Annotated in this window: 13 protein-coding genes and 1 tRNA gene; 10 read left to right on the forward strand and 4 right to left on the reverse strand. The window is 71.5% G+C overall.

All coding sequences use genetic code 11. The annotated features are described in order from the left end of the window. The first annotated feature begins 248 nt into the window (after window positions 1-248). Window positions 249-1,082 (forward strand): formylglycine-generating enzyme family protein, encoded by an 834-nt coding sequence (locus WME76_RS23365; RefSeq protein ID WP_437954499.1) that lies wholly within the window; start codon window positions 249-251, stop codon window positions 1,080-1,082. A 73-nt stretch (window positions 1,083-1,155) separates the two neighbouring features. Continuing rightward, complete coding sequence (fmt, locus tag WME76_RS23370) at window positions 1,156-2,091, forward strand: methionyl-tRNA formyltransferase (RefSeq protein ID WP_437954500.1); 936 nt, start codon at window positions 1,156-1,158, stop codon at window positions 2,089-2,091. 34 nt (window positions 2,092-2,125) lie between these two features. On the opposite strand, the gene WME76_RS23375 is transcribed toward fmt, so the two are convergent. The 3 genes from WME76_RS23375 to deoC form a co-directional block, all read right to left on the reverse strand. Further along, window positions 2,126-2,965 (reverse strand): aldehyde dehydrogenase family protein, encoded by an 840-nt coding sequence (locus WME76_RS23375; RefSeq protein WP_437962149.1) that lies wholly within the window; start codon window positions 2,963-2,965, stop codon window positions 2,126-2,128. Window positions 2,966-3,084: 119 nt separating this feature from the next. Next, the gene (locus WME76_RS23380) at window positions 3,085-4,641 is read right to left on the reverse strand and encodes an aldehyde dehydrogenase family protein (protein WP_437954501.1); all 1,557 of its coding nucleotides are present in this window, start codon (window positions 4,639-4,641) and stop codon (window positions 3,085-3,087) included. Window positions 4,642-4,734: 93 nt separating this feature from the next. After that, entirely contained in the window at window positions 4,735-5,688 is a 954-nt protein-coding gene (deoC, locus tag WME76_RS23385; RefSeq protein WP_437954502.1) for a deoxyribose-phosphate aldolase, read from the reverse strand. Window positions 5,689-5,766: 78 nt separating this feature from the next. Between deoC and WME76_RS23390 the strand changes: the two genes are divergently transcribed. From WME76_RS23390 to WME76_RS23415, 6 genes are all read left to right on the forward strand, one after another. Further along, the gene (locus WME76_RS23390; protein ID WP_437954503.1) at window positions 5,767-6,543 is read left to right on the forward strand and encodes a peroxiredoxin; all 777 of its coding nucleotides are present in this window, start codon (window positions 5,767-5,769) and stop codon (window positions 6,541-6,543) included. A 135-nt stretch (window positions 6,544-6,678) separates the two neighbouring features. Next, window positions 6,679-7,644 carry an alpha/beta fold hydrolase gene (locus WME76_RS23395; RefSeq protein ID WP_437954504.1) on the forward strand — a complete coding sequence of 322 codons (966 nt, stop codon included), beginning with the start codon at window positions 6,679-6,681 and terminating at the stop codon, window positions 7,642-7,644. 58 nt (window positions 7,645-7,702) lie between these two features. Then, window positions 7,703-7,777, forward strand: a tRNA-Thr gene (locus tag WME76_RS23400). Window positions 7,778-8,341: 564 nt separating this feature from the next. After that, window positions 8,342-8,488, forward strand: coding sequence for a hypothetical protein (locus WME76_RS23405; RefSeq protein WP_437954505.1), 147 nt, complete (start codon window positions 8,342-8,344; stop codon window positions 8,486-8,488). Between the two features lie 263 nt (window positions 8,489-8,751). Beyond that, entirely contained in the window at window positions 8,752-9,708 is a 957-nt protein-coding gene (locus WME76_RS23410) for a hypothetical protein (RefSeq protein ID WP_437954506.1), read from the forward strand. 23 nt (window positions 9,709-9,731) lie between these two features. After that, window positions 9,732-11,021 (forward strand): hypothetical protein, encoded by a 1,290-nt coding sequence (locus WME76_RS23415; protein ID WP_437954507.1) that lies wholly within the window; start codon window positions 9,732-9,734, stop codon window positions 11,019-11,021. A gap of 363 nt (window positions 11,022-11,384) precedes the next feature. On the opposite strand, the gene WME76_RS23420 is transcribed toward WME76_RS23415, so the two are convergent. Beyond that, entirely contained in the window at window positions 11,385-12,416 is a 1,032-nt protein-coding gene (locus WME76_RS23420; protein WP_437954508.1) for a synaptic vesicle VAT-1 family membrane protein, read from the reverse strand. 110 nt (window positions 12,417-12,526) lie between these two features. Between WME76_RS23420 and WME76_RS23425 the strand changes: the two genes are divergently transcribed. Beyond that, window positions 12,527-14,578 (forward strand): B12-binding domain-containing radical SAM protein, encoded by a 2,052-nt coding sequence (locus WME76_RS23425; RefSeq protein ID WP_437954509.1) that lies wholly within the window; start codon window positions 12,527-12,529, stop codon window positions 14,576-14,578. 172 nt (window positions 14,579-14,750) lie between these two features. Next, on the forward strand, window positions 14,751-15,335 hold the full coding sequence (locus tag WME76_RS23430; protein ID WP_437954510.1) for a Uma2 family endonuclease: 585 nt from the start codon (window positions 14,751-14,753) through the stop codon (window positions 15,333-15,335). Window positions 15,336-15,364 lie beyond the last annotated feature (29 nt).

Below are 15,364 nucleotides of genomic sequence, written 5' to 3' on the forward strand. Positions count from 1 at the left end.
GCTTGCATCCAGACGGATGAGAATCGTGCGACGCGGAGCCTGCTGGCGTGAAGACAGCCCGCGAGGCTACGGGAGCTCACCATAGACACGGCGCATGCCGCGTGCCACAGCCCTGGCCATTTTTTTGAATGAGGATACGCTGCGGTCAGCTCCGACCTGCAGCGCTCGCCCGTTGGTCGACGCGGCGCAGGATCCTCCACGGCGGATCCGCAGCGGAGAGGACCGATCGCCGGAGCCCTCGCTGAACGATGATCGATCCCCTGCTCGGCCTCGGCGCGCTCGCGCTCGCGATGCTCAGCCTGCCAGCGGCGCCCTCCCTCGATCCCGGGCCCAGCGCGGCGTGCCCGGCGGACATGCGGCTCGTCACCGGGACGCACCATGACGACGTGCAGCATGTCTGCGTCGAACCCGTCAAGAGCGGCAAGGCGACCCACTGCTTCGCCTACTGGGAAGGCATCACCGCCGAGGAGGGGCCGACGACCGAGATCTCGGTGTGCATGGACCAGTTCGAGGCGCCGAACCAGCGGGGCGCGAAGCCGCTCGTGATGCAGTCGTTCGAGATGACGACCGCCTGGTGCGCGGCGCGCGGCAAGCGCGTGTGCGCCGAGCAGGAGTGGGAGCTCGCGTGCGAGGGCCCCGAGCGGCGTCCGCTCGTCTATGGCTGGCGCGTCGACAGGGCGGTCTGCAACAGCGGCAAGGCCTGGCGGCAGGTCGACGAGCGGAAGCTCGGCGCCTCCGGCGAGGTCGCGCAGCGCGAGGTGGAGCGGCTCTGGCAGGGCGCCCCGAGCGGCTCCTACCCGGCGTGCGCGTCGGCCTTCGGCATCTTCGACATGATGGGCAACGTCGAGGAGTGGGTCGCGTCGCGCCGCGGGCGCCGGTGGCCGGGCGCGCTCATGGGCGGCTTCTGGGCCAAGCCGTGGACGGGGTGCCGCGGTACGAACGACGCGCACGACCCGAAGTTCGTGTTCTACGAGACGGGCTTCCGGTGCTGCGCGGACCCGCGCCCGACGGCGGCGAGGACGAGCGCGGCGGGGCGCGGCGGCGAGGACGAGCGCGGCGGTCCGCCGGCGACGCGGCCCTGACGCCGCGCCGCGCGCGGCGGCGCACCGCGAAGAAGACGGCCAGAAAGCGCGCAGCTCCTGCTAGAGCTACGGCGTGCGCGCGCTCTTCTTCGGAACCCCAGCCATCGCCGTACCCTCGCTCGAGGCGCTCGCGTCGATCGCCGACGTCGTCGGCGTCGTCTGCCAGCCGGATCGGCCGGCCGGGCGCGGGCTCGAGCTGAAGGCACCGCCGGTCAAGGTGAAGGCGGCGGAGCTCGGCATCCCGGTGGTGCAGCCCGAGAAGATCCGCACGCCCGAGTTCGCCGCGTGGGTGCGGGACGCCGAGGCCGACGTCGCGCTGGTGATCGCCTACGGGCGCATCCTGCCGAGGGCGGTGCTCGAGGCGCCGCGGCGCGGCTGCATGAACCTGCACGCGTCGATCTTGCCGCGCTACCGCGGCGCCGCGCCGATCACATGGGCGATCGTCGGGGGCGAGGCGGAGACGGGCATCGCGCTGATGCAGATGGACGAGGGCATGGACACGGGGCCGGTCTACGCCGTGCACCGCACGCCGATCGGCCCGGATACCACCGCCGATGAGCTCGCGACCGAGCTCGGCGCGCTCGCGGCGCGCGTCGTGCGCGACGACCTCCGCCGCGCGGTCGACGGGGAGCTCGCGCTGAAGCCGCAGGACCATGCGACGGCGACGCACGCGCCGCTCCTGAAGAAGGAGGACGGGCGCATCCGGTGGGACCGGAGCTCACGGCAGATCCACGATCACATCCGCGGGATGACCTCGTGGCCAGGCGCCTTCACGACGATCGAGGGCAAGGCGCTCAAGGTGCTGGCGGCGCGCGTCGAGAGCGAGGCCGCGCACGGCGAGGCGCCGCCGGGGACCGTGGTGATGGCCGCCCGCGGCGTCGTGATCGTCGCCTGCGGCTCGGGCGCGATCCAGATCCTGCGGGCTCAGGCCGAGGGACGGAAGCCGCTCGCGGCCGCGGATCTCGTGGCCGGGCGGACGCTGCAGACGGGGATGGTGCTCGGTCGCTGAGCCGTGGGCGGGGCGCGCCTCCGGCGCCCCGGCGTCACGGCCCTGCCGGGTGCCATATCGTCTTCATCTCGACGAACCGCTCGATCCACCGGGGCGACGTCGCCGCCCTGTCGTCGAACCACGCCGCCTCGTCGAGCGCGCGGGCGCGCACCCGCTTGACCGTGGCGGCGGCCGCGTCCTCGAGGCGCCTTTGCAGGGCCGCGTCCACGCCGTGCAGATCGAGCGCCGCGACCTCCATGTGCGCGGCGAGGTGCGGCAGCACCTCCGCGAGCTGGCCGGTGAGGATGTTGACGACGCCGCCCGGGAGATCGCTCGTGGCGAGCGCCTCGCTGAAGACGAGGGCCGTGCGCGGATCCGCCTCGCTCGCGAGCACGACGCAGGTGTTGCCAGCGGTGATCACCGGCAAGAGAGAGCCCGCGAGGCCGAGGAGCGCCGGGCGCGGCGGCGCCGCGATGACGACGACCCCCATCGGCTCGGGCACCGTGAAGGTGAAGTGCGGACCGGCGACCGGGTTCAGGCTGGAGAAGAGGCTCTGGTACTTGTCGGCCCAGCCCGCGTAGGCGACCGCGCGATCGATCGTCGACAGGGCCTCGCGCTGCGCGGCGCCGGCGTCGAGCCCGCCGCGCTCGAGCGAGGCCGCGAGCTCCGCGCGCCGCGCCTCGAGCATCTCGGCGAGGCGGTAGAGGATCTGCCCGCGGTTGAAGGCCGAGCGCGACGACCAGCCGCCGAGCGCGCCGGCGGCCGCGAGCACCGCGTCGCGCCCGTCCTTGCGGGACGCGCGCGGGATGGTCTCGACCGCGCCCGCGCCGCCATGATCGCGCACCTGCGTGTACCTCCCGGATTCCGAGCGCACGAACGCGCCGCCCACGAACATCTTGTACGCCTTGCGCACGCCGACCCGCGCGCCCGCCTCGCCCGCCGTGGCGTCGGCGGCGCCATCGCCCGTCGACGCGCGTCCCTCGTTGCCGCTGCTGTCCTGGTTGCCGAGCGCCATCAGTCCACCTCGAGATAGGCGAGCAGCCCCTGGCGCCCGCCCTCGCGGCCGAAGCCGCTCTCCTTGTAGCCGCCGAACGGGGAGCTCGGGTCGAACTTGTTGAAGGTGTTCGCCCAGACGACGCCGGCGCGCAGGCGCTGCGCGACCCAGAAGCTCTTCGAGCCCTTGCCGGTCCAGACGCCGGCCGACAGCCCGTACATCGTGTTGTTCGCCTTCTCGATCGCCTCCTCGGGCGTGCGGAAGGTCAGGATGGAGAGCACCGGGCCGAAGATCTCCTCGCGCGCGATCCGGTGCGACTGCGCGACGCCCGTGAAGAGCGTCGGCGCGAACCAGTAGCCCCGCTGCGGCAGCGCGCAGCTCACCGAGAAGCGCGCTGCCCCCTCGCGCTCCCCCGCCGCCACGAGCTCCTGGATCTTCTCGAGCTGCGCCCGCGAGTTGATGGCGCCGACGTCCGTGTTCTTGTCGAGCGGGTCGCCCACGCGCAGGGTCGCCATGCGCTCGCGCAGCTTGAGGAGGAGCGCGTCGTGGATGCTCTCCTCGACGAAGAGGCGCGAGCCCGCGCAGCAGACGTGCCCCTGGTTGAAGAAGATGCCGCCGATGATCCCCTCGACGGCCTGGTCGAGCGGCGCGTCCTCGAAGACGATGTTGGCGGCCTTGCCGCCGAGCTCGAGGGTGAGCTTCTTGCCCGTGCCGGCGAGCGCGCGCTGGATGCGCTTGCCGACCTCGGTCGAGCCGGTGAACGCGACCTTGTCGACGCCGGGGTGGCCGACGACCGCCGCGCCCGTCGCGCCCGCGCCCGTGACCACGTTGACGACGCCTGGCGGGAGGTCGGCCTCCTCGATGATCTTCGCGAGCAGGAGCGAGGTGAGCGGCGTCGTCTCGGCAGGCTTGAGGACGCAGGTGTTCCCCGCCGCGAGGGCCGGGGCGAGCTTCCACGCCGCCATGAGGAGCGGGAAGTTCCACGGGATCACCTGGCCCGCGACGCCGAGCGGGCGCGGGTCGCGCCCCGGGAAGGCGTGGTCGAGCTTGTCGGCCCAGCCCGCGTAGTAGAAGAAGTGCGCGGCCGCGAGCGGGAGATCGACGTCGCGTGACTCCTTGATGGGCTTGCCGCCGTCGAGCGACTCGACGACCGCGAGCTCGCGCGACTTCTCCTGGAGGGCGCGGGCGATGCGGTAGATGTACTTGCCGCGATCGAGCGGGCGCAGGCGCGACCAGTGCTTCTCGTACGCGGCCCGGGCCGCCTGCACGGCGAGGTCGACGTCCCGCTCGGAGGCCTCGGCGAACTCGCAGAGCTTCTCCTCGGTCGACGGGTTGATGCTGTCGAGGTAGCGGCCCGACTCCGGAGCGCGCCACGCGCCGCCGATGAAGAGGTCGTACCGCGGCGCGATCTTCACATGGTCGCGTCCCTCGGGCGCCGGCGCGTAGCGCCACGCGTCGCCGAACACGATGGCCGCGTCCGCGGCGGCGTCGCGCGCGGGGCCCGCGTCCCGAGCGGCGATCGTCTCCCGGGGCGCGCCCCCGTCGCCGCCTACGGCGGCGGTGCTCTTGTCGCTCATGGCGCGCACTCTACGCCCCCGGCCGCTGGTTGAACATCGGAGCGGGCGTGGCCGCGCGCGGCAGGCCGGATCGCGCGCGGCGGCCGCGCCGGGTCAGTCCTTGCTGAAATAGTCGCCGCTCTGGTAGGCGCCCGTCCGCTCCTTCTCGAGCTGCATGAGCACGTCGTTGAGGAGCGTCGACGCGCCGAAGCGGAACAGGTCGCTCGTGAGCCAGGCGTCGCCGAGGGTCTCCTTGACCATGACGAGGTAGTGGAGCGCCTGCTTCGCCGTGCGGATGCCGCCGGCCGGCTTCATCCCGACGCGCCGGCCGGTCGCGTGCGCGTGATCCCGGATCGCCTCCAGCATCACCAGCGTCACCGGGGGCGTCGCCGCCGGGGTGATCTTCCCTGTCGAGGTCTTGATGAAGTCGGCGCCGGCGAGCATCGCGATGCGGCTCGCCTTGCGGACGCGGTCGTAGCTCCCGAGCTCGCCTGTCTCCAGGATCACCTTGAGGTGCGCGTACCCGCACGCCTCCTTGGTGGCGGCGATCTCGTCGTACACCGCGGCGTACTCGCCGGAGAGCATGGCGCCGCGGTCGATCACCATGTCGATCTCGTCCGCGCCGAGCTCGACCGCCTGGCGCACGTCGGCGAGCTTGACCTCGAGCGTCGACAGGCCGCTCGGGAACGCGGTCGCCACACTCGCCACCTTGACGGACGAGCCCTCGACCGCTCGCCTGGCGACCGGCACGAGCTTGGGATAAACGCACACCGCCGCACAGGAAGGGATGTCCGCGCGCTCGTGGGGCCGAAGCGCCTTCTGGCAGAGCTGTTGGACCTTTCCCGGCGAATCTTTTCCTTCGAGGGTGGTGAGGTCCATCATGGAGATGGCGAGCTTGAGGCCGGCGACCTTGGCCGGGCCCTTGATGCTCCTTTTGCCGAGCCCGGCTGCGCGCTCTTCGACCATGACCTTATCCACGGTGGGCGAAGAGAAATCGGGGTAGGTGATTCCCCTGCCCTGGCGCACCGCACCGTCGGTGGCGCCGCGCTCGCTTCCGAAGATCGCCATCGGTCTCGTCTCCTGTCGGCGCAACGTATCAGAAGCGTCGGATCGATCCTACCGAGTGCGTGCTAACGTGGCGCTCTAATGAAGAGACGCTTCCCGACTGCCCTCGTTTTTGTCGTTGTTGCTGTCGTCTTTGCCTTTGTCTCGCTGCTCGGGTGCGGCGCGGCCGAGCGACCCGATGGTGGACAAGGGCTACTCCCGGCCGGCGCGCCGGCGCCCGACGTGTTCGCCGCCGATCAGCACGGTGCGATCCAGCGGCTGTCGGACCAGCGGGGTCGGGCCGTGGTCGTGTACTTCTATCCGAAGGACGGGACGCCGGGCTGCACGGAGGAGGCGTGCGCGTTCCGCGACGCGTGGGATCGCTTCAAGCAGGCGAACGTCCAGGTCTTCGGCGTGTCGTCCGACACGCGCGAGTCGCACGAGGCGTTCGCGACCGAGCACAAGCTGCCGTTCCCGATCCTGGTCGACACCGATCACACGTGGGCCACCGCGTTCGGCGTGCCCATGCGGCTCGGGACGATGGCGCGCGTGACCTTCCTGATCGATCCCGACGGCAAGATCGCCAAGGTGTATCCGGACGTGGACCCGGGGGTGCACGCGGAGGACGTGCTGAAGGACGCCGCGCAGCTCACGGGCGCGGCGCTCCCGGTGGCGCCCGCGGCGCCTGGCAGCGCCGCGCCGGCCGGGTCGGACGGCGCGGCGCCGGACGCTGCGAGCGCGGCGCCGGGCGCTGCGAGCGCGGCGCCGGGCGCTGCGAGCGCGGCGCCTGCGGGAGCGGCGACGGGCACGCCGGTGCCGGTGGCGACCGGGGTCATACTGCCCCCCGCGGCCCCTGCGCCGACGCCGGCGAAGCGGTGACGACGCGCGCGCCGCGCGCACGCGACGCGGGATGGACGTCGCGCGCGACGCGGAGCAAAGGGGCGCGCACCGGGCGGCGAGCGCGGTGCGCGTGGGGGGTTGACGGGAGCCTCCGCACGGGCGAGCACGCGCGTGGTGCGTAGGTCGTCGGACACCTGGAAGGTCAACGGGCTGGAGCTGTGCGTCCATCGCTTCCGCGATGAGGGCGCGCGGCCGACCGGCCTGACGTTGCTGCTGCTCCACGGCTTCCTCGACGCCGGGAGCACGTGGGACCTCGTGGCCGAGCCGCTCGCGCGGTCAGGGCACGACGTTGTCGCGCCCGACCTGCGCGGCTTCGGCCGGAGCGCGCGCGTGGGCGCAGGCAGCTACTACTACTTCCCCGACTACATCGCGGACGTCGCGGCGCTCGTCGACGCGCTCGCGCCGGCGCGGCTCGGCGTCGTGGGCCATTCGATGGGCGGCGCGGTCGCGGTGTACTACGCTGGCGCGTGCCCCGAGCGCGTCGAGCGCCTGGCGCTGCTCGAGGGCATGGGGCCGCCGGCGAACGCGCCCGAGCTGGCGGTCACGCGCATGGAGACGTGGCTGCGCGAGATGAAGGGGATCGATCGGGCGCCGCGGCGCCTCTCGTCGATGCAGGACGCGATCGCGCGGCTCGTGGCAAACCATCCGCGCGTGCCGCGCGAGGTGCTGGCGACGCGCGCACCGCTGCTCACGCGCGAGGAGCCGGGCGGAGGGCTCGCGTGGGCGTACGATCCGATGCACCGGACGACATCGCCGTTGATGTTCCAGGTGGACGCGTTCAAGGCGTTCCTGGAGCGCATCGCGTGCCCCACGCTGGTCGTGAGCGGCGGGCCGCACGGGTGGCACCCGCCGGACGAGGCGGAGCGGGCGGCGCGGCTCCCGCGCACGGAGCACGTCGAGCTGCCCGAGGCCGGGCACATGATGCACTGGTCGGCGGCGGGGGAACTGGCCGAGCGGCTGGGGGAGTTCTTCGGCAGAGGGAGCGCAGACGCCCGCCCAGGCTCGGCGGAGCGGGAGCGCGTCCCGGAGAAAGCCGGGGAACGTGACGGGCAAGGTGGGGCTGCCCGGGGGCGAGAATAAAAGCGCTTGACTTGGCAGGACGAGTGGGTAATCTGCGCGCCTCCTCAACGCGAGGCGTGCCACCTTAGCTCAGTGGTAGAGCAACGGTTTCGTAAACCGTAGGTCTCGGGTTCAAGTCCCGAAGGTGGCTCCAAGACAGTGTCAGCGTGTTCGCTCACCGCCGGGTGAGCAGGAGACCGCTGACGTGGTGGTTCGCGCAGAGCGCGGTGAGCTCGGTTTTCGGTGAGCTTGGGGGCCTGATGCGCGGCGCAGGGGAGCTCACCAGGAGCATCGCGGGATGCCATGGACCGGCCCGTCCGGGGATGAGCAGATGCCTTCCGGCTGACCTTTGAGGGGGCGTGCTCGTGAACCCCGCTGCAGGCAGGCGAGTATCGGCCCCATTCCGGACCCTTCCCCGGCTGGACAGGTCGAGGGGTTCCATGAGCCGGCATGCCTCCGGTGGCTCCACCTCGACTCCGCGACTGCTCGTGCGACATCCGTGTCGCCATCTCGCCCTCTGCGCCTGGCTGATCGCTGGCAGCTCCCCGCCTGATCGCGATGAACCTCCCGCCCGCTCCAGGGCGAGCATTTCCTCGTATCTCATCCCCTGATCGAGCCGGCACGACGGGTGCTGGAGAGCCCCGGTCGGGTGCGGCGGGCGTGGACCTCTGCCGGAGCGGCAGGCGTTCTGCGTGAATACCCCGCGCGACCAGATGGGGTGAACCATGCCGAGGACTGGGATGAGACGCTCAAAAGGTGGGCCGAGACGATCAACACCACAGACGAGGCGCGGAGCAACGGCGCTTGCGAGACGATTCGTAGCTCGGTCGACCCGGCCCGCACCGGCTATCCGGTGGTCGAGTAGACGGAACCGCCGGTGCCGTGGTCAGATCCCACGGCATGGCAAACCACCTCCCTGGCCCGATCCCCATCACGGATGCCTCGATCTTCCTGGACCGCAATTCGCTGGTCCCCGGCGCCCTGGACTCCATCGCCTGGCACGTCCACCGGCCCGCGCTCGCCCCCCGGCGCCTCCCCTTCGCGGGAGTGGACACGGGGGCCGGCACTCGCTCCCTCGTGTGGGTGAACTACGATCGCCGAGCTCCGGACGGCGCGCGACTCGAGCGCATGTTCCAGCTCCCGGCCGGCGTGCCGGCGGTGCGCCTGGAGCTCGACCACGTCGTGCTTCCCCCGAGCACCCCGGCCGGCGCGATCCAGTTTCAGATCACCGATGCGGTGGGCGGGACGGTCATCGCCACCTCGAGCTACACCCCCACCACGGCCCCGGAGAACGTGGTCGCCCCCGCGGTCGCCCTCCCCGCGGGCGTGCCGTACCTCGCGAGGATCGTGGTGCGGAGCGGTGCGGCGCAAGCCAGCTTTCTCTGCGGGCGCTTCCGGGTGCGGCCTGTCGGCGCAGACAGCTCCCTCTACAACGATTTCATGCGGGTGAACGTCCACCCGGCCATCCTCCACGCCACGAACGAGCCCACCCACGAGTGCCTCCAGGCGTGGCGAAATCCTCGGCACTGCGAGATGTCCGAGTTTGCCCACATCCTCCTGAAAACCGATGCCAGCGAGTTTGACGTGGAGTACGTCGATACCGTCAAGCGCCTCATGGGTGCGGAGCGCGCGAATCCCTCCGTGTGGGTGGACGGAGAGCCGATTGACCCCGCTGTATCGGTCGTGGCGAACACCGCCACCTTCGGCCGGATCACGGTACCTGGCGCGCGCAACGGGGCCTGGCGTTCCTTCGCGATCTACTCCGGCCCGCAGATGACCAGCTTGATTGCATCCACGGCCAACCTGGACGCAATCCGTGGAGAAAACCGAGGTGTCTTCCCCGTGGGCGTGTACCTCCCCGGGAGCGCCTCCGTGGATCTGGTGCTCCCGGCCAACCGGCCGGTCGTGACGATCGCGGACAGCAAGGGCGCAGGTGCGCACAGCTCAATCCCCGGCGTCAATTCCTGGCGCTTCATGATGGCGAGGAAGGGAGTTGCGTTCATCGCTCATGCGGCCGGAGGCGATGGCCTCGCTCACCTCGTGGGCGGCACCCCCCCCTCGCGGCTTATCGCCCCCTGGCGCTGAAGCTCCTGGAACAGAACCCGAAGGTGGTGATCCTGCAGATCACTCGGAACGACTACGCTAACGCAAAAATGAGCCCCGCCAACACCGTGGCCTCTGCCGGGTACCTGGCCGATGCCATCCACGAGGCCAACCCCTCAGTGCGCGTGCGGATCATGACGTACACGCGGGAGGTGACGGAAAACGCCGTTGCTGGCGTGGCGTGGGACGCGCAGCGGGACGCGCTCGCGGCGCTCGCCGCAACCCGTTCGCCGTGGTGTGATGTGATCTGGGGCGGCGACTTCTGGACGCTCGAGGACGCCGCCCTGCACAACACCACAGACCCCGTCCACCCGAACGACTGGGGCCAGGAGAAGATGACCGCCGGGAGCGTGGGGGATGACTTCCCCTTCCGCCCGGAGGACCTCGGCACGGTATTCGCTCACTACAAGGCCGGCGCGGATCTCCTCGGCGGCCCCGTGGCCGGCACGCCCACCGCATTCAACAGCGCGCCAGCGCTCGCCATCTCCGGCACCTCCACCGTTCCGGGGCACCTGCGCGTGGAGATGACCCGCGGCGGCACGCGCGGCGGCACCCCGGCGCCGCGGTTCGCGTGGTCGTTCCTCCGCGGTGGGATCTGGGGTGAGAACGACGTCGCCATGCCAGCGAACGGCGTTTACACGCTCGGTACCACGGGTGTGGTGCTCACCTTCCCGGCCGGCAGCTATAACAACTTGATGTACTGGGAGCACAAGCTCGGGGTGGGGCAGCTCGTGGACATGAGCGGCAACCTGCGCCACGTCTCGGCCTTTTCCTCGGCCAACCTGGCAACCTATGAGGCGGACAGCCTCGGGCACAAGCCGGCGCTCTCCTTCGGAAGCGTGATGCAGCAGTACCGCCTCGCGGGCGTCACACTGAACCCTCCCTACGCAATCTTTGCAGTCGCAAAAAAGAACGGCACCGCGGCGGCCGGGACTTTGGTTGGCAGAAACGGCAGCCTCACGACGGGCGCCCTGATGTATGTCAACACCGCCACCTCGTTCGCGTTCAACGACGGGCAGGTTCAGCGCAACATGTCCGGAATCGACCCGCTCATTCCTCACCTGTACGGTGTGATTGTGGATGGTGCGAATTCCGCCTTGATCGTGGATGGCACGTCCGCGGTGGTGTCCCTGAATAACGTGCCGCTCACGGCGTACACGATCGGCGGCGACTCGCAGAACAGCTTTCGGTGGGATGGGGTGATCTCCGATGTCCTCTTCCTCGGTGGTCGCCCTAGCGAGACCGCGATCCGGGCGATCCTGCGGCGCGCGCGGCACGAATACGGCACGCCGTGAGGCGAGCCGCGGGAGCTCAGCTCACAAGGTGTGTCGGCCGAGCTCGGCGTCCTGCGCCCCACGCGACGTGCAGGCCTTCGTGCAGGATCGGCGACACACCCCCGGGCAGCCTCCGGGTTGAAATTCAATTCTCCCGGCGGCTACTGGCAACCTCCAGGTTGAATCTCAATTCTCCCGGCGCCTCTCGACACCCTCCAGGTTGAAATTCAGTTCTCCCCGGAGCCCAGCGCCCCCTGCCGATCGAAGACGGACACGGCCGCCGCTGTCGACTTCGTGCTGGCCGGCTTCTGCCCTTCGGCGACCGCGCCCGCCGGCCAGAGCCCCCTCGATCCACCACGCGGACCTTCCGACAGCGCTCGCGCCCTACATCGTCAGCACCAGCTTGCCCACCGTGCTCCCCGACTCCAGCGCCCGGTGCGCATCTCCTGCCCTCTCCAGCGGGAACGTCGTCACCGGCGGCGCCGACAGGCGCCCCTCCTCGAGCCAGCCCACGAGCCGGTCCATGGCCTCGCGCAGGATCTCCGTCTTGTGGAACAGGTACGAGAGATTGAAGGCGAGCACGCTCTTGTTGTCGTTGCAGAGGTCGAGCGGGTTGAAGCGCGGCATCCGCACGAAGTCGAGCGCGAGCTTCGGGTAATTCGGGCGGCCGCCCTGCCGTGGCAGCATCGTGTGGAAGCCGTACACGACGAGCTTCCCCGCCGGCCCGAGGTGCCGGTAGCTCTGCCGCAGCGTCTCGACCCCGTTCGCGTCGAGGACCACGTCGTAGCCCTCGGGCGCGAGCCGCTCGGCCGCGGACCAGAGCGGCTCGCGGCTCTTGTCGATCACCGCGTCCGCGCCGAGGCGCTGCGCCGCCTCGACCTTGTGCGCGGCGCCCACGACGCCCACCACCCGGCAGCCGGCGATCTTGCCGAGCTGCACGAGCGCGCCGCCCACGCCGCCGGCGGCCGAGTGCACCAGCACCACCATGCCCGGCCGCAGCCGCAGGAGCTCGTACAGCGCGTAGTACGCCGTCATGAAGACCGCCGGGAAGCCGGCCGCCTGCTCCGGCGTGAGGCGCGCCGGCCGCGGGTAGACCTGGTGCCGCGGGACCACGACGCGCGACGCGTAGCCGCCGAACCGGGTCACCGCGAACACGGGCGCCCCTGGCGCGAGATCGGACACGCCCTCGCCCAGCGCGGCGACCGTGCCGGCGACCTCGAAGCCGGGCGTGATCGGCCAGCCGACGTACTTCTTCGCCGACTCGTAGAGGCCCATGCGGACGACGCAATCGGCGTAGTTGACGCCCGCTGCCTGCACGTCGACGAGCACCTCGCCGCGCGCAGGGCTCGGGTCGGGGTGCTCCTCGACGCGGAGTTTGTCGTGGCTGCCGGGCTCGTGGACGACGATCTTGCGCATGGACACCTCCCCTGGAGACTGCCGCTTCACCGCTGCAACGGCACAAGGAGATTCCCTGCTCCACGACCGGCCCGGACGCTACCCCCGCTCCGTGCTAGACCGCCGCCCGAATGCGCATCGCGCTCGTCTACCCGCCGACCTGTGACCCCACCGCGCCGTACCTCGCGGTGCCGATGCTGACCGGCTTCCTCCGCGCGAACGGCGTGGAGGTGCTGCCCGTCGACGCGAACGTCGAGGCCTTCGACGCGCTGCTCACGCCCGAGAGCATGGCCGGCCTCCGCGACCGCCTCGAGGCGCGCCTCGGCGAGCTCGACCGCCGCCCCGCGCTGCCGCACGCCGATCAGCTCGAGTACCTCGCGCTCGCCCGCGCGCGCGGCGACGCGCACGCCGTCCCCGCCGCGATCGACCACGCCAAGGCCACGCTGCGCTCCGGCGACGGCTTCTACGACCCCGACGCCTACGCCCGCGCGGTCGCGACGATCGAGGCGGCGCTCGGCGTCGTCTCCGCCACGCACCACCCGCTCAAGCTCGACTTCACGGCGTACCGGACCCCGTTCGGCCTGCTCTCGATGGACGAGATCGCCCGGTCGAGCCGGCCGGAGCACGACCCGTTCGACGGCTGGGTGCAGCAGACGCTCGTGCCCCGACTCCGCGACGCGCGCGCCGACGTCGTGGGCCTCTCCGTGTGCTTCCCGGGCCAGCTCCAGCCCGCGTACGCGTTCGCGCACAAGATCAAGCAGGCGCTGCCCGGCGTGCACGTCACGTGCGGCGGGCCGGGCGTCACGCAGATGCTCCTCCGGCTCTCGGGCGAGCGGCTCTCGCGAGCGCTCGGCCCGTTCGACTCGGCGTGCCTCTTCGAGGGCGAGCACACCCTCCTCGCGCTCGCCCGCGCGCTCGATGAAGGGCGGCCGCTGCGCGACGTGCCGAACGTCGTCGTGCGCGACCGCCTGCTGGGCGCGCGGTGGCTGTCGGGGCACGGCATGGAGGACCTGAAGGCGCTCCCCGCGCCCGACTTCGACGGGCTCCCGCTCCACGCCTACCTCGCGCCCGCGCTCGTGCTCCCGTACGACCCGACGCGGGGCTGCTACTGGGGCAAGTGCACCTTCTGCCACTACGGCCTCGCCGAGGTCGGCACCGCGGCGTACCGCGAGCGCGCGGTCGAGACCATCGTCGCGCACCTCGGGGCGCTCGCGGCGCGGCACGGCACGCGCCACTTCTACCTGTCGCAGGACTCGGTCGCGCCGAAGACGCTCGTGAAGATGTCGCAGGCGATCCTCGACGCCGGCCTCGACGTCCGGTGGGCGACCGACCTCAAGCCGGAGAAGTACCTCACGCAGGAGCGCGCCGACGTGCTGCGCCGCGCGGGCGCCGTCGCGTGCGCGCTCGGCGTCGAGTCCGCGTCGCCGCGCGTCCTCGGCCTCATCGACAAGGGCGCGCCCGTCGAGGTCGTCTCCGACGTGATCGACCACCTCGCGTCCGCGGGCGTGGCCGCCGAGGCGATGTGCTTCACGGACTTCCCCACCGAGACGCACGCCGAGGCCGTCGCGACGCTCGACTTCCTGCGCGCGCGGCGCGAGGCGCTCGCGGTCTACATCGTCGGCGAGTTCGGGCTCACGCACGGGTCGCTCGTCGCGCAGACGCCGGAGCGGTTCGGGATCGACGAGGTGTTCGAGCTCGAGGGCGACGAGCTCGGGCTGGGCCTGTTCTTCGTCCCGCGCGAGCCGTGGAAGACCGACGCCGAGCGCGCCGACGTCGACGAGCGGCTCGCCGACCTGTCCCGCGGCTGGACCCTGCGCACCTATCCCTGGGCCGGCGCCGTGTCGACCGCGCACACGATCCTCCAGTACGACCGCTTCGGGCCCGGCGTCTTCCGCGACCGCGCGGCGCAGCGTCCCGCCGAGGGCGTGCCCGGCGCCGAGCCGATCGAGCGCGGGCTGCGCTTCGATCCGCGCGCGGCCGAGAACGCCGAGGCGCGCGAGGCCGAGATCTGGGCGACGCTCGTGCACGAGGCGCGGCGCGTGGGGCGCGACGCCTACGAGGCGCTCGCGCGGTCGTTGCCGCCGCTCCGACCGAGGCCGGTGCGCGTCAGGTTCATCGCGGGCGCCGCGCCGGCGGTGACGTCGGGGCGACGGCCGTCGCACGCCACCAGCGCGGCGCGCTGAGCACGCGCTGAGCGCTGCGGGAAGGAGCCGGCGGCGCGGGTGGTCTCGGTCGGCAGCGCACGGCCATCGTCGGCGCCACGCGCCTCCCTCTCAGGTTCCCGCCGCGCCGTCCTGCTGAGCGGCGGATCAAGGAGCGCCGCGCCGGCGTCGGGGGCGGGTGCTACCATGCCGCATGGCCCAGAAGGCATCCGAGGCGAAGCTCTCCCCGGAGGAGTACCTGGCGCTCGAGCGCTCCTCCGAGCAGAAGCACGAGTACGCTGACGGTGAGGTGTTCGCGATGTCAGGCGGCACGCGCGAGCACAGCCTCATCGCGGCCAACGTGGTGGGTGAGCTCCGGAGCGCCCTGCGGGCGCGGCCGTGCGAGGCGCACGCGTCCGACCTGCGGATCAAGAACGTGACGGCCAACCGCTACGTCTACCCGGACGCGTCGGTCGTCTGCGGTCAACCCCTGTTCGAGGACGAACGCCGCGACACGCTCCTCAACCCCACGGCCGTCTTCGAGGTCCTCTCCGAGTCTTCGGAGCGCTACGACCGCGGCGACAAGTTCGCCCTGTATCGGGGGATCCCTTCGATCACCGATTACGTCCTTCTCTCCCAGTTGCACGTGGAGATCGAGCATTTCTGCCGCCAGCCGGACGGGACCTGGCTCCTCCGGGTGCTCGGCCCGGGCGAGCAGCTTCAGCTCGCCTCGATCGGATGCGATCTGGCGGTTGACGAGCTCTATCTCAAGGTCTTCGCCCGGCCCGCGGACGCCTGAGCGACGCCGCGCGACGCGCTGCCTGGCGA

The organism is Sorangium sp. So ce119 (genome assembly GCF_051524405.1).
Taxonomy (GTDB): domain Bacteria; phylum Myxococcota_A; class Polyangia; order Polyangiales; family Polyangiaceae; genus Sorangium; species Sorangium cellulosum_G.